The sequence below is a fragment of the Cyclobacterium plantarum genome, from assembly GCF_011290685.1.
GTDB lineage: Bacteria > Bacteroidota > Bacteroidia > Cytophagales > Cyclobacteriaceae > Cyclobacterium > Cyclobacterium plantarum.
Genome location: NZ_JAANYN010000005.1, coordinates 461,358 through 481,948 on the forward strand (window position 1 = coordinate 461,358; position 20,591 = coordinate 481,948).

The following is a 20,591-nucleotide window of genomic DNA, read 5'->3' on the forward strand; positions in this document are numbered from 1 at the left end:
CTGAAATATCAATTATAAAAAACCCATGAGTCAACAAATACCTCCGGTAAAGGCGGAACTGATATCCAAAAAAGATTTCTGGCCTTTTCTATTGCTTACCTCTTTATTCATGCTTTGGGGTGTGGCCCACAATATGACAGATACTTTATTGGCCGCCTTCAAAAGAATCATGAGCATGACTGATTTCCAGACTTCATGGATACAGCTGGCTTTTTATGGGTCCTACTTCTGTTTGGCATTGCCTGCTGCGATTTTTATCCGTAAATATACCTATAAGTCGGGTATTCTGCTAGGCCTGGGGTTGTTTGCCATAGGATCACTGCTGTTTTATCCCGCCGGAATGATGATGTCTTATGGTTTCTTCCTACTGGCATTGTATGTGCTGGCAGGAGGATTGTCAATTTTGGAGACCGCGGCAAATCCCTATATACTGGTGATCGGACCTCCGGAAACGGCTACCCAAAGACTGAATCTGGCTCAATCCTTTAATCCAATCGGATCTGTTTTGGGCGTTTTTCTCAGTAAGGTTTTTATTTTGTCGCAGTTGAATACCGCAGAGGCTTCCGACCGGACCAGTATGAACCCAGAGGCACTTAAGGCAATCCAGGCAGATGAATTGGCTGGAGTAGTCAGTACTTACGTAGGGGTAGCACTATTCCTTATTTTTGTCTGGTTTGTCATCAAGGCGGTGCGGATGCCGGTGGCTTCTGAAACAGTGGAGAAGGATGGCATAATCGCTGGTTTCAAGAGGTTATCAAAAAACAAAAACTACATGCGCGGGGTAATGGCCCAGTTCTTTTATGTAGGGGCACAGATCGGTGTCTGGTCTTTTACCATTCGCTATGTGATGGCAGAGTTGGACATGATGGAAAGTGCTGCCTCCGACTATTATTTGGTTTCCCTGATTTTATTTGCAGCCAGTCGCTTTTTATTTACTGCGTTGATGAAATTCTTTAAACCCTCCATTTTATTGGCTACTTCTTCGTTTGTGGCAATTTTGTTGAGTTTTGTGGTAATTTATGCGAGTGGGATGGTAGCGGTTATAGCGCTTGTTTTAATTTCTGTGTGCATGTCATTGATGTTTCCCACCATCTACGGCTTGTCTGCAGAGGGCCTGGGTAATGATACCAAATTGGGTGGTTCCGGTTTGATCATGGCCATTCTGGGTGGTGCCCTGATCACTGCGGCTCAGGGACAGGTTTCTGATATCAGTGGCAATATTCACCTTTCTTACTATGTGCCTTTGATTTGTTTTGTGGTTGTCATGTATTTTGGGATTTCCCATTACTTACATAAACCTGAGGCAAAGGCAGAAAAAATGGTCCTGTAAGTCCTCACCTGGCAGTGACGGCAGGATCCGTCATTGGTAGCTATTTATTGGTAATTGGCAAATAGAGAGGCAGGCCAAGATTGTCGGTGCTTTCCTGGCTCAACGCCTCTTTTAAATTTACCGGATGTGCCCGATGATTGCTTCTTCTAAAATTTTACCATGTAGGTTTAAATTTCAGACTTCATAAAAACCAAAATAATCCCGGGCATTATAGTAACAGATATTTTCCACCATTTGACCCAGCCACTTTTCATCGGCCGGCAATTCGCCATTGACCACGTCCTGGCCTATCAGGTTGCATAGGATTCTTCTGAAATATTCATGCCGAGGAAAAGAAAGGAAACTCCGGCTATCTGTAAGCATTCCGACAAAACAACTGAGTATGCCCATGTTTGACAAGGTGTTCATTTGCTTTTCCATGCCATCTTTTTGGTCCATGAACCACCAGCCAGAACCAAACTGTACCTTGCCTTTGATGGACCCATCGTTAAAATTCCCCACCATGGTGGCCATTACTTCATTATCAGCAGGGTTGAGGTTATAAAGGATGGTTTTGGCAAGTTGATCGCTGCTATCCAGGTTGTTCAAATAGTTAGAAAGCGCAACGCTTTGGGGGAAATCCCCTATGGAATCAAATCCTGTGTCCGGCCCCAATACCTTTAACATCCTACGGTTGTTGTTCCTTAATGCTCCCAGGTGATACTGTTGCGTCCAGCCTTTGGCATGGTACATTTTACTCAATGCCGTAAGGGTTTTAAATTTAAAAAAACGTGCTTCTTCAGGTTCCAGTGACTTCCCATCTTTGATTCTGGAAAATAAAGATGCGATGTCAAACTTATTTCCATCAAAGAAATACATTTGTTCCAGGCCGTGGTCTGCCAGCCTGCCTCCATTTTCGTGAAAGTAGCCCACCCGATTCTCCAGTGCTGACAGCAGATCTTCGTATTTGCTTATTGTGATTCCGGAAACCTGAGATAATTTATCCAGATAAGATAGGTAGTCTTTCGGGTTCTCTACCGCATAGGCTTTGTCTGGTCTGAAGGCAGGCAATAGCTTGAGGGATAGGTTTTGTTTTTTTGCACTCTGGTGGTATTCAAGAGTATCTATGGGATCATCCGTAGTACACACTACCTCTACGTCCATTTTTGAAAGCAGGCCTCGGGTGTTGTAGTCCTTTTCCTGCAGTAATCCTGTAGTTTCTTCATAGACCTGGCTGGAAGTACTTTTATCAAGTAAATAGTCTATGCCGAAATACCGCAATAATTCAAGATGTGTCCAGTGATACAGTGGGTTACGCATGGTGTGGGGTACCGATTTGGCCCAGGTTTCAAATTTTTCCTGGTCGGTGGCATCACCGGTAATGAATTTTTCGTTGACACCCAACGTCCTCATGGCTCTCCATTTGTAGTGGTCCCCTTCCAACCAAATGGCGGTAATGTTTTCAAATTGCCTATTGGTGGCGATATCATGTGGAGACAAATGACAATGGTAATCGATGATGGGCATTTTTTTTGCGTGGTCGTGGTAGAGTTTGCGCGCAAAATCACTTTTCAGAAGAAAATCATCGGTTAAAAAGGTGCTTTTTGTAGCGTTTAGTATATTATCCATTTCCTATAAGTTTTTTTAAGTCGAAGTAATAATAAAAATTAATTTTATTTTAAACCAGTAATTCAGGCAATAAGGCAATCGATTGCACAAATTAAATTAAAATTTTATGAAAATATACTTTTTATTCTTTTTATTGCCATAAAATATGTCTGGCCTATATATTAATATTGATTTTTGTTAAAATAGGTTTTTATTTGATTTTATTACTGCTATCTTCAAGGGAATCAACTGTATTCTGACAAAATATGCTATCCTTACAAAGGAGGGGTATTATCAGGAAAGGGTGGATGAGGACTGGTTTGGGCTGGTCCTTGGTATAGGCAGTTATTCCCAACATGATCCCTATGAAGAGATCAGCAAAAATATCCGACATGCCGTAAACGGGCAACTCAAGGAAAATGTAAACCATTTCGGTACGCAAAAACCCGTTGACCTGAAGCGGTTGATGGCCCTTATCCGGGATAGCAATTATCAGGGTTACCTGCCAATAGAAACTTTAGGCCCTGGGAATCCTTTTGAAAAAGTCAGCGGTTTTTTGGCCAGGGTTAAAGCAGCTTTGCAGTAGGAGGGTATGGCTTGACAATTCTTTGATTGGGGAAAGAACACGCAATTGGGTAAACTGTCTTTTAGTTCATTATATCAGCCCAACTCAGGTATTGGGGATTAAGACTTCGGTATTCGCCTATTTTTACGTTCATAAAATATCTGATAATTTAATTTTAAAGCCAAAAAAAGGCCTGGAAAAGTTCCAGGCCCCATACGGTTAATAATGGCTTTTTAGCTTATTTTTTATGTTAATATCCTGGGTTTTGAGGAAAACTGGCTTCGTTACCTTCTGCCCGGTCAATTTGATTTTGAGGAATAGGTCTTAAGACATGGTAATCTTCAATCCCGATGGCTTTTGAATTATGCGCAGTTACCCGTTCTACCAAAACACCCCATCTTTTTAGGTCCAACCATCTCTGCTGTTCTCCCAGTAGTTCTCTCGCTCTTTCTTCTATGATCATTTCCATGTCCATTTCGGCAGGCGTGATTTCCATCTGGTCTTCCCTTCCCGGGAAGGCAGCCCTTCTTCTCACCACATTGATGTTTTCTGTAGCTTCCGTGATTTTATCCTGCTTCAATTGAGCCTCTGCCAGGAGCAAATAGGTATCAGCCAGTCTGAAAGCGATGTAATCCCTTCCTCCCTCAAATTGGGTCAGGTCCACTCTTCCCGGGTCCATGTGTTTTTTCATAGTGGCAAAAAGCCGCTCGGTATATGCACTCGGAACCAAGACTTGATAGGGCTTCTGCGCCCTTTCCTCCATGGACATTTCATAGCCGGGAACAAATATGGCGGTATCGCCGGCAGCAAAAGTCACCTGATCCTTGGAATCATCAAAGGTAGTATTAAAGGTTCCCGGATTATTGGAATAATAAACATGCTTAAAAGAATTCTCATAACGGCTGTCATTCTCCCTGTCGGCATAAATAACATTATAGGTATAATCCGTAGGCATGTAGCGTTTAAAAGGTCGTCCGTTTTGGGTATCCCTTCTCATTCCGGGCTGCACATCATACTCCATTAAGAAAAACACATGGGAATTGTTTCCCCCTCCATTTGTCAATTGATTCCGTCCATATTGTACTGCGAAGACGACTTCATTATTGACTTCGTTGCCAAAAGCGTGTACATCTCCGAAGTTATCCAATAGACTGAATCCATAATTGTCTATTACCGATTGCAACAAAGGTTCTGCATTGGCAAAATCATCATTTTCAGCGGCTTCTGAGGTTCCTTTGGTCAGGTAAACCCTGCCCAGCAAATGTTCAGCAGTTGCTCGTGTGGCCCTGCCATAGTCACTGGATTGCCCCACATTTTCCAAATCCGGAATAGCTGCCTGGAGGTCATTGATGATGGCTGCATATACATCGGCCACTGGAGCCCTGCTTACTTCATTGGAAGGGACTACAGACTCACTAAGTTGCAAATCAATAGGACCAAATAGCTGCACCAGAATAAAGTAGTGGTGAGCACGGATAAATTTCGCCTCTGCTACCCGTCGCGCTTTTATTTCGGCTGAAAGCCCTTCCACCTCCGGCGCCCGGTCAATAACTGCATTTGCCGTATTGATTCCCTGATAAAATTGATCCCAAATTTCACGAACATGTGCATTTTGGGAGTCAAAATCGGAGGTATAAAAATTCATAAATTTAAAACCGCCATCTGCGCCATTGGTATAGGTATCTGTACCAAAAACCGTAAAATTGTTTCCCCTTTCGGTGCCATACCAAGCTCTGAATGAACTATATGCAGCATGCAGGCCGTCATTCAAACCTGCGGGAGTGTTCAGGTAATCATTTCCTATATTGGAAACCACATCTTCCTCCAAAATGCCTTCGCAGCTAACCCCGGCAAACAGAGCAGCTCCCATTATGCTGATTTTGGAGAACCTTGAAAATATATTTTTAAATTTTGATTTCATCACTTAATAAATTGAGGTTACACTTTAAAACTTAGCGTTAATACCAAAGGTAATTTGGGTTACGGCCGGCGCAATATTGGAATTGATTACACCACCTTCTACACCCTGTTCACCATCAATAAAGGTTTCAGGATCGATTCCCGCATGTCGGCTTCGGTATTCAGAAAATATAAAGGGTTGCTGCACACTGGCGTAAACCCTCAGACTTTCCATTTTAAGTCTCGACACCATTGGAGCAGGTAAAGTATATCCCAAATTAATATTTCTCACCTTTAAGAAAGTACCATCAAAGTACTGTAGTGAAGAAGAGTATTTTGGAAATTCCTGGTTGGCATTGGGACGGGGATAATCATTGGTAGGATTATCAGGGGTCCAGTAGTCTACATTCAGGTTATTGTACCTTCCTGCCAGGGCATTGAATCCACCCGTGTGGAAAGCACTTCTGATCATGGATCCTACTCTGCCGAATAGGAAGAAAGAAAAATCTACCCCTTTGTAAGAAAACCGGTTGGTAATACCTCCGCTAAAATCAGGAACGGCCGAACCCAATATCTGTCGGTCATCTGCATTGATTTGTCCGTCATCATTGATATCTTCTATTTTAATCAATCCGGGCTGGTCACTGTAAACCTGAGCCTCATCCGCCTCATCCAGTTGCCAGATGCCTACTTTATTCCAATCAAAGAAGACCGTTAAAGGCTCACCGATAAATCTTCCGGCACCTACATCGTCTCCATCAGCCAATTCTAAGATTTCTTCTCTGTTTCTGTTAAAGATAAAATCTGTAGACCATCTGAATCCACCCCGATCCACGTTGATGGTGTTTAAGGTCAATTCAATACCTCTGTTTTGGGTTTTACCAATATTGGTAATGAATCCTCCGAAACCGGTGGAGTTAGGTAGCGGTTGTGGTGCCAATAAGTCGGTGGTTGTGGTAACATAATACTCAATTGTACCGGCAATCCTACCTTGAGAAAACACAAAGTCCAAACCCGCATTGGCTGTGGTGGAGGTCTCCCATCTTAAATCTGGGTTACCGATCGTATTTGGACGGTAGCCAAACGCAGCAGTTCCACCAAACTCGTAAGCTGTACGCGCCAATAATGGCTGGGTCTGATAGGGGTCAATACCCTGGTTTCCGATAGAACCATAACTGGTTCTCAGTTTTAACTGGTCCAACACTGTGCTTCCTGCCAGGAAGTCTTCATCCCCAATGTTCCAGCCAAAGGCTACGGAAGGAAAATAGCCGAACCGGTTGTTTTCGCCAAATCTGGAGGAACCATCGGCTCTCACAGTAGCTGTCAACAGGTATTTTCCTTTGTAATCATAATTCAACCTTCCCATATAGGAAAGAAGCGTCCACTGTATCAGATTGGTGTTGGCACCTGTAATCTGGCTGGCATCACCCAGGCGGTGAAACAATTGACTTTCAGCAGGGATGCCCAAAACATTGATATTGGTAAATTCCCTGTTGTCTTTTTGAAGGGATTGCAAGCCTGTAAACTGGAAAGTATGATCTTCATTAAAGGTTTTAGTCCAGTTAAGTATGTTTTCCAGGGTATAATTCACCTGGAATTCTTCTGAAATACTGCCGGTTGGGTCTCCCCCTCTTCTGTTGTTGGTCTGGGCTCCTATAAACCTTCCGCTTCTTCTAATGGTAATGTCGGGTCCAAAATTGGTCCTGAATGTCAGCCCTGGAGAAATTTCCCAAAGCGCATAAATGCTGTTAAATATTCTGAATCTTTTTGTCAGGTCTTCATGGGCACCTGGTACGATCTCTGCCAAAGGATTGGTTCTTAATCCATCTTGAGTAGGCTGAAAATTAATGGAGCCATCGTCATTAAAGGTTTTTCCCAATGGGTTTTCCTGTAGTGCCCCGCCTAGCGGATTAAAGTTTTCTCCATTTCTTTCGCTATAGGTAAAAAGTGTGGAAGTACCTATTTTAAATTTATCATTTAATTGATGATCAATATTTGCCCTGAAAGAATAACGGCTAAAATCCTGGAGTTTTACCACACCCACATCTCGGAAAATATTGCCGGAAAGAAAGAATGTGGTTTTTTCACTACCACCTGAAACGCTAATTTGGTGACTCTGAATCGAGCCGGTCCTTGTAAGCGCATCGATGTAGTCATAGCTTCTTCCAAGCCTGATGCTTTCCAATTCGTTGGGCTCAAACAGGCCTTCATCAGCTTCTTGTGTGGCAGGTCCTTCGGGATATTCCCCTACTGCCCTGCGAGATTCCCTTTTGTATTCGGCAAACTCTTCTCCATTGAAATTTTCAATGCGTCCCAAACTCTGATTGACGCCATAGTAAGAGTCTACCGAGACGATAGTCTTACCGGCTTGTCCTCTTTTGGTAGTAATCAAAACCACACCATTGGCGCCTCTTGATCCATAAATGGCAGTAGCCGAGGCATCTTTCAGCACTTCCATTGAAGTGATGTCTTGCGGGTTGATGTCATTGATACCACCTGCAATTGGAATATTATCCACCACATAAAGCGGGTCATTTCCGGCATTGAACGACCGTCTTCCACGGATCCTTACCTGGGGTGCCGAACCAGGCTTACTTCCTGCCTGGGTCACATCTACTCCGGTAGCTCGTCCCTGAAGGGCCTGCCTTGCATCTACTATGGGTAGTTCGGCTATTTCTTTGTTGCTAACGGAGGAAATAGCTCCTGTTAATTGGCTTTTTCGGGTGGTTCCATATCCGGTTACCACTACTTCATCCAGATCTGATACATCTGGTTCCAGCTGTACATTGATCTGTGATTGATTACCAATAGCTACTTCTTTTGGAGAATAGCCAATAAAAGAAAATACCAAGGTTGAATTTGACGGTGCGGAGATATTGTAGTTGCCATCAAGGTCGGCTGCTACACCTGTAGATGTGCCTTTGACGAGCACCGATGCCCCTGGGATGGGCATTTCATTTTCATCTGTAATTTGCCCGCTGACTTGCACATTTTGTGCCAGCGCCAGGTGGGTACTGAAGGCCATAAGAAACAATAATAGCCCTGTTTTCAGGTAATTTTTCGAGGTCATAAATTTTAGGTTTGATAATAATTGAAAGTTAATTGCTGTTTTGCGCGTATTTAAAATACCTGCAAAAGATGAATTTTTTCTTTTTTTTTTTACATAGGGATTTTGGTTTGAAAATAGGTTAGGATTACAAAGAACTTTGATTTTAATGCAAGTTAAATCTCCCTATTCCGGGAGGATTTAAGCGCAATCGATTGCATTGATGAGCGGCAATTTATATATATTAATGGTGAAAAAAAAGTTTAGGTATTATATTTTTATAGGAATTTATTGTAAAATTTCATAATCAATAATAAATGTCATATAAACGTTAATTGCCACAGAAAATTTCTTAGTTAAAGAAAAAAAAGGCAAACCATTTGGCTTGCCTTTTCTTGATTCCTTTTACTTGTTTTGTGGATTTTAACCCCGACTTTGCCGCAGCATTTAATTTCCGGGTTTAGGAATTTATTCCAACTCTTTAATTTTGATATTCTTATAATGCACCTCATCACCATGGTCCTGCAAAAGGATATGGCCTTCTTCTGCTTCACCAAAATTCTCCCAAACCTTGTATTTGCTATCAGCCACCAAATCTCTGTATGCATCGGAACCTCTGGTATATTCCACCACTTTCAGGCCATTGATGTAATGCGCTACGGTATTGTCCGGATGAACTACTATCCGTCCCTTGTTCCATTCGCCGATGGGGCGGACGAAGCGAGATTGCTTATCAGCTTTGATCAGGTCATACAAAGAGGCCAAAGTCCGGTTGCCATCTTTGCCCTGCTTGGCATCCGGATGTCTTTCGTCATCCAGAATTTGGTACTCCAACCCTATGGCTGAACCGGAATTGTTTTCGTTTAGGGTTACGAAGTATTTTACGCCGCTATTGGCACCTTCTGTCAATTTAAAGTCAAAGGCCAGATCAAAAGCACTGTATTTGTCAACAGTGACGATATCCCCTGCATTGGCTGATTCTCTTCCGTCTGCAGCTTCTATGGTCAAAACACCATCATTGATGGTCCATCCCCCTTCAGGAAAAGTTTCTCCTTTGGCGCTTCTCCAACCTTTACTGGTACTGCCATCAAAAAGGAGTTTCCAACCTTTGTCTTTTTCGTGCGGGGTCAGTTCATTGTCAATGGTACTTACCACAAATACGTCATTTTCAAATGGGGTAGGAGACAGGTCCTCGGTTTTAATGCGGATATTTCTGAAATAGGTTTTTTTGCCGGCATTTTCAGGATTGTCACCAATGCCATGTACCTGCAGACCTATAAAACCAGATTGATCAATGTCATCTACCAAATAAGCTACTTCCTGTCCGTTAACCCAGGTTTTCAGGGTGTTGTCGATGAATTCAATCCTGTAAGTATTGAACTCCCCTAATTTGAATGCGCTCCGGGCATCGGGATTGTAGGAAAGGGGGTAAAGCCATCCTCTCCTTGCCTCGTCATAAATTCCTCCCGACCAGGCCCTTTCTTTTGGGTCACATTCCACCTGATAGCCGAATACCCTACCTTTTCCGTCATTGGCGTCAGGATTGTACTGGCCACGTACCATTACTCCGGAATTGCTTGATTCATCATCTACCCTGATTTCCAGTTCGAGGATAAAATCTTCATAGGTTTGTTCGGTAACCAGGAAGGTATTGGGTGTATTGGCCACAGCGGAACCAACGATGACACCGTCTTCAATGCTGAACTCTGCTTCGCCATCTAGTTGTTTCCATCCATCCAGGCTTTCACCATCAAAAAGATTGGTCCATCCTTCTTTGGTTTCTACGGTAGGTTTGCCACATGCAGCCATAAGTAAGCATACCAAAATGAGCAGGCTATAATTTCGTTTGTTCATAATTGGGTTATTTTAAGTGTTTTATAGTATTTATTTGGTGATCAATTCATTTTTTCAAATTGCAGACAGTAAAGATAAACAATATACTTAGATTTAATAAGTATGGAACAATCGATTGCATTAAACAAATGAAAAGTAATCCATCAAGATAATGATTCACTGGCATGTGCTATGTTAAGCTGTTGATGACCTGCAATTAACAATAATGATTGGTATTTTGCCTGTGTAAAGTATTTATCTTTATTGCCCGCCACCAATTATCGCTGTATTGGATAGGTTTGGATTTACTTTTGAATTGGCATAACTAAACTCATTGGGTACTCATGGAAGAAAAATTTGATTATTGGGAGTTCCTAGCCGGCATTGGCCTTTTTTTGTGGGGCATGAGCCAATTGGAGCTTGCCATAAAGGAATTGGGGGGTGCCTCTTTTAAAAATTTACTGCACAGGTTTACTGACAAATCCTGGAAGGGGATATTGGTGGGAATTGGTATTACGGCTATTCTTCAAAGCAGTTCGCTGGTTACCTTGATGGTGCTGGCATTTCTTGGGGGAGGAATGATAAGTTTGCGAAATTCCCTTGGGGTGGTGTTGGGAGCCAATTTGGGTACAACATTTACTGCCTGGGTGGTAGCGACATTTGGTTTCAAAATCAGTGTTGCGGATTTTGCCTTTCCATTTCTGGCCATAGGGGTGATGACTTACCTTTTCATGAACAGCAGGCCTTTCCTGAAAAACACCGGGATTTTTTTACTGGGATTCGGGTTATTGTTTTTGGGATTGGATTACATGAAACTAGCTATTGAAGAGTATGCTACGGCCGTGGACCTAAGTGAGCTCCAGTCCTACGGGCTTTGGGTGTTTTTTATCACGGGAATTATCATAACTGCAATGATTCAATCCAGTTCGGCCATGATTGTGATCGTATTGAGTGCAGTAAATGCCCAGGTGATAGGGACAGACCATGCTTTGGCGATGGTTATTGGGGCCAATATTGGTACCACCTTTACCCTGATATTGGGGGCAATTGATGGTTCGGCGGATAAAAAGCGACTTGCCCTTGGCAATTTTGCCTTTAATTTTTTTGCAGGTGTATTTTGTTTTTTTTGGATCGACCAATTGATCGACATCTCTATTCATTTTTTTAATGTCGTGGATCCACTTATGGAATTGGTAATACTAAACTCACTCTTTAACCTGATCATGATTTTGGCATTTTTTCCATTTTTACCTGCTATTGAAAAGTGGCTTACAAAAAGATTTCGGAGATATGTGCCTAAAGGAAGGTCAAGGTATATTAAAAACGTCCCTTTGGATGTACCCTCTGTTGCGATTCTTGCATTCGAGAAAGAATTGGAATGGGTGTTAAAAGACACTTTAAAATTGGTTTGGAAAATCATTCACAAACATAAAAGGCCAAAAAAGGATGCGTCAGTTTGGAAAAAAATCACTTTTCAACCCAAAGATTTGCTCCAGGATTATCAAAACCTTAAAAACCTGGAGGAGGAGTTGTATTTATTTGCCATGTTCCTCCAGGAGAAAAACCTAAGTTTGGATGAGGCAACCCTGTTAAATGACTTGACTCAGACCATGAGGTCACTTGTAATCGGAGCCAAAGAGTTTAAAGATATTGTTCATAATTTAGTAGAAATGGAGAATTCGGAAGAACCTTTTGTAGTGGATATTTTGGACAGGCTTCAGGGGGAGGTGAAGGATTTTCTTACGGTTTTCGAGGATTATGTGGCGATGGGAACAGCGGATGAAGCCATAATGCAAAGTGTAAAGGCAAAATTGAAAAACAATTATTCTTCCCTCATACAATTGTTGTATACGCAACTAAAAACAAAAAAAACCGATGTGAGCATTTCCACCATGGCCAATGTCATTCAGCAGGTGTTTTCTGGTTTGGAACTGATATGGGGTGCAATAGGATCTTTACACAAACAAGAAATCGCCCCCGAGGAAAGGCTGTAAATTTATTCACCTATTAAACGCTATACCCTGTTATTTGGATGTCTCAATTACTATTCCACCAGACTCAATGAAAGCTGGAATTTGGGGGGAAAACATCAAAGGAAAAAAACAGGCCGGTATTTTCCCTAAAACACCGGCCCATTATCAAATACACTTATTCAAATTTCACACTCAATACCGGAATATCGGTTTTGAAAAGGACCGTATCCGTTACGCCTATTTGATAGGATGCGTTCGTCTTTCGTACATTGGATGCGATTCCAATGATGCCTGCTTTTTCCTTTTCTGCAAAAGCTACAATGCCTTTTTCAGCATCTTCATGGTTAAAGATGTGTCTGTGAATGATCAGGTCCTCCTGACCCATGGCATATTTCCGCATTTGTTCTTCTGCTTTGTCACTGTCGGTAAATTTTGAAGGGGTATTGACAAACAGGAAATAGACGGAAGCACCTGTATTTTTGATCAGGGGCTTCATTCTGGTAAAGGCCGGCTTGCTGGCCTCATTGAACAGGGAAGCAAAAACCATCTTTTTCATTGCCCTGCCGTCCAAAACTTTCTTTACTGCCAGGACCGGACAATTGGCGTTCCGCATTACCTTCTGGGTGGTGGAACCAATAAATTTTCCTTCTTCATATCCTTTTCCATAGGCACCGATGACAATAAGATCTGCTTTTTGCTTTTCAGCCAATTCAGCCAGAACCTGATTGGGAACACCTACCTCGACTACAGCTTCAATAGGGGTGCTCTTTACTTTATGGGTCATGATAAAGGATTTTAACTTATCCTTAGCTTCTGCTTCCAGATCAAGAACTTCCTGGTATTTTGTTTTTTCTTTTTCAGAAAGGTTTTTCCAATCCAGTTCAGAAGTAATGACATTTACACAGGTAATGGTGGCATCTCCTTTAGCAGCAATCTTCGCAGCACTTAAAAAGGCATTTTCTGAATAGGGAGAAAAATCCACAGGAACTACAATGCGTTTCATGATTTTAGGTTTTGGTTAAAAGCTTTATTCTTTCAATTCTGGAAACCACAAAAGAGGCGTTTCCAGATATACATGATCATATGTATAATCCATGTATTTCAAAATAAACAAAATGCTTTTTAAAAAAATATGACCAAAGTCACTTAAAGAAATGATAATCTCCTTTCTTTTATTCTACATGAGAGCTGTTGGGGTTATAATTTCCCAACCATTATGTTTTTAAATGTTATGCTCATTTCATTGTTGGGGTGTAGCTGAAGCCCAATAGGGCCTTTTTCCGGCATGTTTTCGGAAGTATAGGTCATCACTTCTTCACCATTTATCCAAACGGTATAGGTCTGATCGACTAACCTTACTTTCATGGTGTTCCAGTCATCTAGTTGCAATACATCAGCTACCCCTTCTGCTTCTACAGGATAAGATTTGCCTGGAATATAGGGGGATCCGGTCATGTCCCGCTGCAGGGAGCCGGAGATGCCAATTTGGATCTGGTCTTTTTCGGATCTGAGGAAAATTCCTGAGTCTACCGTACCTGTACCCATCAGGAAGTCCATTTGAAAAACAAAATCAGCATACTCTTTTTTGGTCCAAAGAATGGAGCCTGTTTTCGTAGGGTCATTTTCTACGGCAATTTTTCCGTCTTCAACGGTCCACCAAATATTATCTTCTGGTTGAACGGTCCATCCTTTCAGGTTTTTTCCGTTAAAAATGGATTTCATTTTTGCCTCCTGTGCAAAACTGTGGTTGACAAGAAGGAAAATACTCAACAGGGCAGGGACAATGTGCTTACTTTTCATGGTTTTTGGGTTTTTATTAATGAAATAATTGTATCAATCGTTTTTGGAAAATTTTATTCCAATAGAAAATGCATTGGCAGGATTGCTGACCATTAGCTGCCGGATGTCTGCTTTGGTAAAGCCATTCTCAAGTAGCAGCGGTATAAATTCCCGGGATATGGTAGTGTATTCTCTGAAATTGCCCCCATTCTCTTCTCCCGGGCTATACCAACCCCCGTCATGAGAGATCAAAATCCGATCCAAAAGCCCTCTTTCTTTAAGAAATTTCAACTTTTTAAGGTATTCCACCTGGTTTGATGGCTGTATGCCGTCCAGGCTTATCCAGGCACCCTCATGGGCCAGCCGTGAATAATTTTCCATGTTGCTTTCGTTCTGTGCATGCACCCAGATAAAGGCAGAAGGATGAACCCCTATTTCTTTCAACAGAGCCACTTGTTGGCTTGCGGGTACGTAGGGGCCGGTATGAGAGGCAATGGTCAAACCTGTCTGCTTGTGGGTTAAACCTGCTGCCCGAATGAGCTTTTGGTGCATATCAGAAAGACTGTCACTGTTTACGCCTATCTTGATAAAACCAGGTTTGATGCCGGTATTTTCGATGCCAGATTCCCATTCTGCTATCCAGATGGCAGCCAATTCTTTTGCGGATAAATCAAAAGCCTTTTCGGGAAGATATTTATTGTTCACAGCCCCATAATAGCCTGTGTTCGTAAGAATATTTAGCCCCGATTTTTTGGAAAGTGCCAGAAGCAATTCGGGGTCCCTTCCCAGGTAGGCCGGGGTGCATTCTATAAGGGTATTTATGTCAAATGCAGCTATCTCCTCTGCATATGGGCTGACGGTCTCCAGAACTTGTTCTTTATCCCAACGGGAGGAGGAGATGCTGTCTGCCCCAATAAAGTCCACCAATATATGTTCATGTATCAATGTCTTTCCCATTTGCGCTGCGGGGATAGGACCGCTGACAGTCATGATTATGGAATTTTGGCATAATCCTTTGGACAACATGCCATAACCCAAAATGAAAATTCCAATCAGTAGCCAATGCTTCATGTGTTTATAGTATTAGGGTTACCTGCCTGTCCGGTAGACAAATGGCTTTCGCCTATTGCAAAATCGATGTAACTCCCTTGCGTCATGCTCGATTTCCTGCCACTGTTTGCTCCTTGTGGATTTTCAAATATGCTGCTACAGCTGCTCCGATGATACCTGCTTCGTTTTTGTTTTCGGCAACGATCACAGGAACATCTACCGTGATTTCATTTTCAAACTTGTCAAGTTTTTTGCTTGCACCTCCACCCAAAATAAATAAATCGGGAGAGATGATCCTGACAGTGTGTTTTAAGAATTTATTAAAGCGTTTCCCCCAGGTTTTGTAGCTGAGGTTTTCATTTTTCCTTGCTGAATCTGCTGCAAAATACTCAATGATCTCCCCGTTTTTATAATATATCCTGCCCAATTCAAAATTGGGAATAAGTTGCCCGTTATAAAATACACCTGTGCCTAAACCAGTCCCAATGGTGACGGTTACTACCAATCCCATCTTTCCTTTTCCTGCCCCAAAGGTCATTTCAGCCAGGCCTGCAGCATCGGCATCATTGATAACCGTAACCGGTAAGCCGGTCTTTTCCGCCAACAACTGGTCTACATGAACGCCCACCCAACTTTTATGGATATTGCTTTTGGTCATGCACTGTCCATTGTTTACCACAGTGGGAAATCCGCAGCCTACGGGACCTTTCCAGTCAAAATGTTCAATAAGAGTTAGGACTGCTTCAGCTACACTTTCTGGTTTTGTTGGCCTGGGGGTGGGTACCCTGTATCTTTCCGCCAGCAGCTCCCCCGTTTCAATATTTACCGGAGCTGCCTTAATGCCGGAACCCCCAATGTCCAATCCTAATATCTCCATTCAATTTCCATTAATAATTCAATTTTATTTTATTTTTGCCGTTCAAGTTAGCAAAAATTAGCTTGACTTTATTCTCCGCTAATATGAAAATCTGAAAACAATTGTTTTTAACCGTTAAACGTAATTTTATAACTAGCTTTAAGCTATAAAAAGATCTTTGATTTTAAATTACAATTATCAAACAGTAAACCTATGGAAAAGAATATTCGAAGAAGGTCATTCCTTAAAAAAATGGGGGCATTGACCCTGATGTCGGCCACTGCGGGAAGTCAATTGGCCAATGGGTCCGCTTTCGCCAAAAAAGAAATCGGGTTGCAATTGTACTCGCTTAGAGAGGATATCAAAGGAAATGTGGCAGGGGTATTGGAGCAGGTAGCTGCCATTGGGTTTAAAAACCTGGAGGCGGCAAATTATGCTGATGGAAAGATTTATGGCATGTCCCCTGTAGCTATTAAAAAGTTGGTTGCTGACTTGGGAATGACGATGCAAAGTGCCCATGTAGGAGGTCCAAGAGATTTTCAGGGGGCCAATCATACCGCCGCAATGGACTGGTGGAAGGAAGCTGCTGAAGCTCATGCCGCTGTAGGAGCAGATTTTCTAATCAAACCCTCCATGCCCAAACCCGATACCTTAAAAGAGCTGGAATTGTGGTGTAATTATTACAATCAGGTGGGGGCCATTGCAAAAGCCAAGGGACTTGTATTCGGATTTCATAATCATGCCAGGGAATTTGAGAAAATTGAAGGGCAGGTGATGTATGATTTCATGCTGGAAAATACGGATCCGGATCTGTTTTGCATGGAGCTCGATGTTTACTGGGCTACCAAAGGGGGATATGATCCTGTAGACTACCTTAAAAAATACAAAGGAAGATTTCCTTTGTTGCATATCAAAGATGAGGAGGAAATCGGCCAAAGCGGAGAAATGGACTTCAAACCAATTTTTAAGGCCGCTTATGCACAAGGTATGAAAGGCTACTATGTGGAAGTGGAGCGATATAACCACGAGCCCATAAAGAGTGTTGCCATGAGTTATGACTACCTTGCAGCTGCTAAATATGTAAAATAATTTCAAAAGCCAGCAGGCATTTACCTGCCGGCTTTTGATTACTTGATCTCTTCTCTGCCATCGGCATGAATGGCAAAACGACCCCTCCCTTTTTCATGGGTATGTTCATGGCTTTTCCATGGCCAGCCACCAAATTGCGTCCTTTGAAATTCGTGAACGGCTTCCTGGATTTCCTGATTGCTGTTCATCACAAATGGGCCATGCTGAACCACTTTTTCTGATATGGGTTTTCCTTGAAGGAAAGCAAAATATCCGGTTTGACTACCATTTTTTATTTCAAATGATTTCATGTCACCCAAATCAATGGAATGGTCATTGCTAATCCGCTCGCCTTCCAGATCAATATAATCACCACGGTAGAAAAACAAGCTCCTATTGGTCCCTTGGGAAACCTCCGGGAGGATAAAGGAGGCATCAGGCGCTGCTTTTATCAACCATATGGCCACTTCATTGGAAGGGTCTGCAGCATAGGAGTCAGGTGCAGGGGGCAGGGCTCTGCGCTCACCATATTTCCCTGCGATTAATTTAATTTCAGTGGTTTTTCCATTTGAATCCCTTACTGTCTCCACAGGTATTTCTTCCTTCCACATCATTTTGAAATGGGCCGGTACATTTTTTTTTGTTTTGGGTAGGTTTAACCATATTTGAAACAAGTGTAGTTCATTTCCTTCCTTTTCATTGAGAAGGGGAAACATTTCAGAATGCATGACTCCTTTTCCGGCGGTCATCCACTGTGTGTCACCATTGCCAAACCTGCCTGCCGCTCCCAACGAGTCGGAGTGGTCCACCAGGCCCTTTTCTACAATGGTCACCGTTTCAAAACCTTTGTGCGGATGGGCAGGAAATCCGGGAACTTTACTGCCATGGTACATGCTCCATCCATCTTTACCAGAAAAATCTTGTCCGATCATGCGATTTTCCAATCCGGCTTCAGGGGACATGTCAGGTAGGCCCCTGGGAAAGAAATCATGGTGATGGGCACAAAACAAAAATGGATCTTGAGTTTGCCATTGAAAACCCAAAGGACGGATATCTTTTAGTGTAGGCTTCATAAACGACTTATTTTATATGTATATACATCTAATAAGCTGAATTAAACATCAAAAGTTCCTTTCCAGGACATGTTTTAAAATAAACTGGACTAATCTACTGATTTTATGGTATTTAGGTAACGTCTGAAGACAATCTGCCCGGATACCGGATAATCGTTGAAACGGTTAAATCCTACATTTCCGTCGAGCTCATCTGAAAAAGTCATTAATACGCTTCCCTCAATGGCGATATCGGTGTACAGGTTAAGTCTGTAGCTTAAGCCTCCCCTGACCGGGATATATGGCACCGCCTGACTTCTTTTTTTTCTTTCTGAGCCATTTTCACTAAGGTTTGTAACTTCACTTAAATTAAAAAGCAATCCCAGGCCTGTTCCCAGATACAAATTGACCCGTTTTCTTTGGGTATGGTTTGTGGATCCGACGATATGCAGGGTTGGCATCATATCCAGGTATATCAGGTTGTTTTTACTGCCTACGGCCTGCCCATTTTCCCGCCAGGATTGAACGACCTGATTTGTGAAATAGTTTTGATCCTGGCTTTGGGTCCGCTGGTATCCCAGGTTTCCCCGCAGATCGACATTAGAATGGATTTTTCGGCCATAGGTAAAGGAAACCGATGGTCCTGTTTTCACTTCCAGGCCCCGAAATCTACCGGAATTATCTGCATACATGGCTCCAAGTCCCAATCCAGCTTGTAAATATTGGTTTCTGGAAATTTTTTCCTTGTAAAAATTCTGGCCGTAAAGGGTATTAGAACAAAGAAATCCGGTAAAAAGGGCTAGTGTGGTAATAATTATTTCCTTTTTCATAAGAAGATGTTAATGTCAGGTTTGCAATGTGGTTAGTTTATCTTAGTGATAAACGCATTAAGAAGATTCAAAATTATCAATTCTTTTTCAAATGTTGTGTTTGAAACATATTGAACTGAAGTTTTTTTAAGATTATTTTAAAGGATAAGAAATTATTTATAATTTAGTAACAATCATATTTTTATGATTGGAAGCAAAATAATGCTTAGGTAATTAGTTTTTACAGATTTGAAGTTTTTGAAATTTTGTTCCGGCAATCGCAGGAATTTTAGTGTAGCAGAGTAATAAAAGCAGTATTCATGAAAGGAATAATTTTGGCCGGAGGATCAGGTACCAGGCTTTATCCGTTAACCATTGCAGTAAGTAAACAATTGATGCCCATTTATGATAAACCGATGATTTATTACCCCCTATCGGTATTGATGATGGCAGGAATCAAAGAAATACTGATCATTACCACACCTGAAGATAATGAAGCTTTTAAAAAACTACTGGGAGATGGGACGGATGTAGGTTGTTCATTTACATTCGCCATTCAGCCTAAACCAGAGGGCTTGGCGCAGGCTTTTATCATAGGAGAGCAGTTTATAGGTAAGGAAAAAGTAGCTTTAATCCTGGGAGATAATATTTTTTACGGGACGGGATTGTACAAAACCCTGAAGGAACATACAAATCCCGATGGAGGAGTGGTATTCGCTTACCATGTAAATGATCCGCAAAGATACGGGGTGGTCGAATTTGATGATCACAATAAAGTTTTGAGCATAGAAGAAAAACCCAAATTGCCCAAATCCAATTTTGCTGTTCCCGGACTTTATTTTTATGACAATGAAGTAGTGGAAATCGCCAAAAACATCAAACCCAGTTCCAGGGGAGAACTGGAAATCACCGATATTAACAACGTTTATCTGCGGAAAGGGAAACTCAATGTAGGTATTCTAAACCGGGGGACAGCCTGGCTGGACACGGGGACCCATCAATCACTGCTGCAGGCTGCACAATTTGTTGAGGTGATTGAAGAAAGACAAGGTCTTAAAATCGGGTGTATTGAAGAAATTGCTTACAGAAATGGGTTTATCAATGAAGAAAAGTTGCTTCAATCTGCTGCAAAGTTGGGAAAAAGTGGCTATGGCGAATACCTCAAAAATTTGGTAAAGCTAAAATTTAATCTTTAAGTGAGAAGTCCGCTCATCTCGTTTTTAATTTATTTGGTTGCATTTTTTAGATGTTAAATACAAAAAACAACATTTGAAAAACAAAAAAAGCGTTAAATAATTGTTCTAATCTTTGGATGTATTTATTTTTTATTATATGTTTGTTATGTGCAAAATGGTTTTTGTAACATGATAAATGTATTTTGATGATAGATATAGTATTGATAGATGATGATGAGGTAAGTACTTTTGTTACTGAAAAATACATTCATAAACATTTTCATTCACCTTTCAGGATATTTAAATTTTCTTCAGCTGTAGAGGCACTGGAGAAAATAACTGATATCAATCCAAAGTACCTGTTTCTGGATCTTGTTATGCCCCAAATGAGTGGTTGGGATTTTTTGGAGCAGATTGATTCTGAAAAGCTGGGCTCTAAGATCTATATTCTAAGTGGGTCTATGGATCTAAAGGACAGGGAAAAGGCGAGGAAAAATCAACACGTAAAGAAATTTCTTTCCAAACTTTCAGTGAAGGAAAGCATGCCGGAAATTTTCCGGGATTGAAGC

The 20,591-nt window shown here is 41.7% G+C and carries 16 protein-coding genes; 6 read left to right on the plus strand and 10 right to left on the minus strand.

The genetic code is table 11. The features are described from left to right. Positions 1–25 precede the first annotated feature (25 nt). Positions 26–1,330 (plus strand): L-fucose:H+ symporter permease, encoded by a 1,305-nt coding sequence (gene fucP / locus G9Q97_RS14345; RefSeq protein WP_166147960.1) that lies wholly within the window; start codon positions 26–28, stop codon positions 1,328–1,330. Positions 1,331–1,504: 174 nt separating this feature from the next. Here the strand turns inward: fucP and uxaC are convergent, their stop codons facing one another. Next, on the minus strand, positions 1,505–2,938 hold the full coding sequence (gene uxaC / locus G9Q97_RS14350; protein WP_166147962.1) for a glucuronate isomerase: 1,434 nt from the start codon (positions 2,936–2,938) through the stop codon (positions 1,505–1,507). A gap of 283 nt (positions 2,939–3,221) precedes the next feature. On the opposite strand from uxaC, the gene G9Q97_RS14355 reads away from it, so the two are divergent. Further along, positions 3,222–3,503 (plus strand): hypothetical protein, encoded by a 282-nt coding sequence (locus tag G9Q97_RS14355; protein WP_166147964.1) that lies wholly within the window; start codon positions 3,222–3,224, stop codon positions 3,501–3,503. Between the two features lie 229 nt (positions 3,504–3,732). Here G9Q97_RS14355 and G9Q97_RS14360 read toward each other — a convergent pair whose 3' ends face one another. The 3 genes from G9Q97_RS14360 to G9Q97_RS14370 form a co-directional block, all read right to left on the minus strand. Continuing rightward, positions 3,733–5,352 carry a RagB/SusD family nutrient uptake outer membrane protein gene (locus G9Q97_RS14360; RefSeq protein WP_246255673.1) on the minus strand — a complete coding sequence of 540 codons (1,620 nt, stop codon included), beginning with the start codon at positions 5,350–5,352 and terminating at the stop codon, positions 3,733–3,735. 75 nt (positions 5,353–5,427) lie between these two features. Then, positions 5,428–8,451, minus strand: a complete 3,024-nt coding sequence (locus G9Q97_RS14365) for a SusC/RagA family TonB-linked outer membrane protein (RefSeq protein WP_166147967.1) — start codon at positions 8,449–8,451, stop codon at positions 5,428–5,430. Positions 8,452–8,895: 444 nt separating this feature from the next. Continuing rightward, complete coding sequence (locus tag G9Q97_RS14370; protein WP_166147969.1) at positions 8,896–10,281, minus strand: 3-keto-disaccharide hydrolase; 1,386 nt, start codon at positions 10,279–10,281, stop codon at positions 8,896–8,898. A gap of 323 nt (positions 10,282–10,604) precedes the next feature. Between G9Q97_RS14370 and G9Q97_RS14375 the strand changes: the two genes are divergently transcribed. After that, entirely contained in the window at positions 10,605–12,254 is a 1,650-nt protein-coding gene (locus tag G9Q97_RS14375) for a Na/Pi cotransporter family protein (RefSeq protein ID WP_166147971.1), read from the plus strand. Positions 12,255–12,408: 154 nt separating this feature from the next. On the opposite strand, the gene G9Q97_RS14380 is transcribed toward G9Q97_RS14375, so the two are convergent. From G9Q97_RS14380 to ppgK, 4 genes are all read right to left on the minus strand, one after another. Continuing rightward, on the minus strand, positions 12,409–13,236 hold the full coding sequence (locus G9Q97_RS14380) for a universal stress protein (protein ID WP_166147973.1): 828 nt from the start codon (positions 13,234–13,236) through the stop codon (positions 12,409–12,411). 194 nt (positions 13,237–13,430) lie between these two features. Continuing rightward, the gene (locus tag G9Q97_RS14385; RefSeq protein WP_166147975.1) at positions 13,431–14,033 is read right to left on the minus strand and encodes a 3-keto-disaccharide hydrolase; all 603 of its coding nucleotides are present in this window, start codon (positions 14,031–14,033) and stop codon (positions 13,431–13,433) included. Between the two features lie 33 nt (positions 14,034–14,066). Further along, positions 14,067–15,083 (minus strand): phosphotriesterase family protein, encoded by a 1,017-nt coding sequence (locus G9Q97_RS14390; RefSeq protein WP_166147977.1) that lies wholly within the window; start codon positions 15,081–15,083, stop codon positions 14,067–14,069. Between the two features lie 82 nt (positions 15,084–15,165). Continuing rightward, positions 15,166–15,939, minus strand: coding sequence for a polyphosphate--glucose phosphotransferase (gene ppgK / locus G9Q97_RS14395; RefSeq protein WP_166147978.1), 774 nt, complete (start codon positions 15,937–15,939; stop codon positions 15,166–15,168). Between the two features lie 192 nt (positions 15,940–16,131). Between ppgK and G9Q97_RS14400 the strand changes: the two genes are divergently transcribed. Continuing rightward, complete coding sequence (locus G9Q97_RS14400) at positions 16,132–17,007, plus strand: sugar phosphate isomerase/epimerase family protein (RefSeq protein WP_246255675.1); 876 nt, start codon at positions 16,132–16,134, stop codon at positions 17,005–17,007. A 38-nt stretch (positions 17,008–17,045) separates the two neighbouring features. On the opposite strand, the gene G9Q97_RS14405 is transcribed toward G9Q97_RS14400, so the two are convergent. Beyond that, complete coding sequence (locus G9Q97_RS14405) at positions 17,046–18,059, minus strand: pirin family protein (protein WP_166147980.1); 1,014 nt, start codon at positions 18,057–18,059, stop codon at positions 17,046–17,048. An 89-nt stretch (positions 18,060–18,148) separates the two neighbouring features. After that, a complete protein-coding gene (locus tag G9Q97_RS14410; RefSeq protein ID WP_166147982.1) occupies positions 18,149–18,868 on the minus strand; it encodes a hypothetical protein in 720 nt (239 codons plus the stop codon). Positions 18,869–19,167: 299 nt separating this feature from the next. Here G9Q97_RS14410 and rfbA point away from each other — a divergent pair, with 299 nt between their 5' ends. Then, on the plus strand, positions 19,168–20,043 hold the full coding sequence (gene rfbA / locus G9Q97_RS14415; RefSeq protein ID WP_166147984.1) for a glucose-1-phosphate thymidylyltransferase RfbA: 876 nt from the start codon (positions 19,168–19,170) through the stop codon (positions 20,041–20,043). A 185-nt stretch (positions 20,044–20,228) separates the two neighbouring features. Continuing rightward, the gene (locus G9Q97_RS14420) at positions 20,229–20,588 is read left to right on the plus strand and encodes a response regulator (protein WP_166147986.1); all 360 of its coding nucleotides are present in this window, start codon (positions 20,229–20,231) and stop codon (positions 20,586–20,588) included. The last annotated feature ends 3 nt before the right edge of the window (positions 20,589–20,591 follow it).

Coding starts and splice junctions, on each gene's coding strand:
- fucP (WP_166147960.1), top strand. CDS start 26: ATGAGTCAACAAATACCTCCGGTAAAGGCGGAACTGATATCCAAAAAA.
- uxaC (WP_166147962.1), bottom strand. CDS start 2,938: ATGGATAATATACTAAACGCTACAAAAAGCACCTTTTTAACCGATGAT.
- G9Q97_RS14385 (WP_166147975.1), bottom strand. CDS start 14,033: ATGAAAAGTAAGCACATTGTCCCTGCCCTGTTGAGTATTTTCCTTCTT.
- G9Q97_RS14360 (WP_246255673.1), bottom strand. CDS start 5,352: ATGGGAGCTGCTCTGTTTGCCGGGGTTAGCTGCGAAGGCATTTTGGAG.
- rfbA (WP_166147984.1), top strand. CDS start 19,168: ATGAAAGGAATAATTTTGGCCGGAGGATCAGGTACCAGGCTTTATCCG.
- ppgK (WP_166147978.1), bottom strand. CDS start 15,939: ATGGAGATATTAGGATTGGACATTGGGGGTTCCGGCATTAAGGCAGCT.
- G9Q97_RS14365 (WP_166147967.1), bottom strand. CDS start 8,451: ATGACCTCGAAAAATTACCTGAAAACAGGGCTATTATTGTTTCTTATG.
- G9Q97_RS14400 (WP_246255675.1), top strand. CDS start 16,132: ATGGAAAAGAATATTCGAAGAAGGTCATTCCTTAAAAAAATGGGGGCA.
- G9Q97_RS14410 (WP_166147982.1), bottom strand. CDS start 18,868: ATGAAAAAGGAAATAATTATTACCACACTAGCCCTTTTTACCGGATTT.
- G9Q97_RS14420 (WP_166147986.1), top strand. CDS start 20,229: ATGATAGATATAGTATTGATAGATGATGATGAGGTAAGTACTTTTGTT.
- G9Q97_RS14375 (WP_166147971.1), top strand. CDS start 10,605: ATGGAAGAAAAATTTGATTATTGGGAGTTCCTAGCCGGCATTGGCCTT.
- G9Q97_RS14380 (WP_166147973.1), bottom strand. CDS start 13,236: ATGAAACGCATTGTAGTTCCTGTGGATTTTTCTCCCTATTCAGAAAAT.
- G9Q97_RS14405 (WP_166147980.1), bottom strand. CDS start 18,059: ATGAAGCCTACACTAAAAGATATCCGTCCTTTGGGTTTTCAATGGCAA.
- G9Q97_RS14390 (WP_166147977.1), bottom strand. CDS start 15,083: ATGAAGCATTGGCTACTGATTGGAATTTTCATTTTGGGTTATGGCATG.
- G9Q97_RS14370 (WP_166147969.1), bottom strand. CDS start 10,281: ATGAACAAACGAAATTATAGCCTGCTCATTTTGGTATGCTTACTTATG.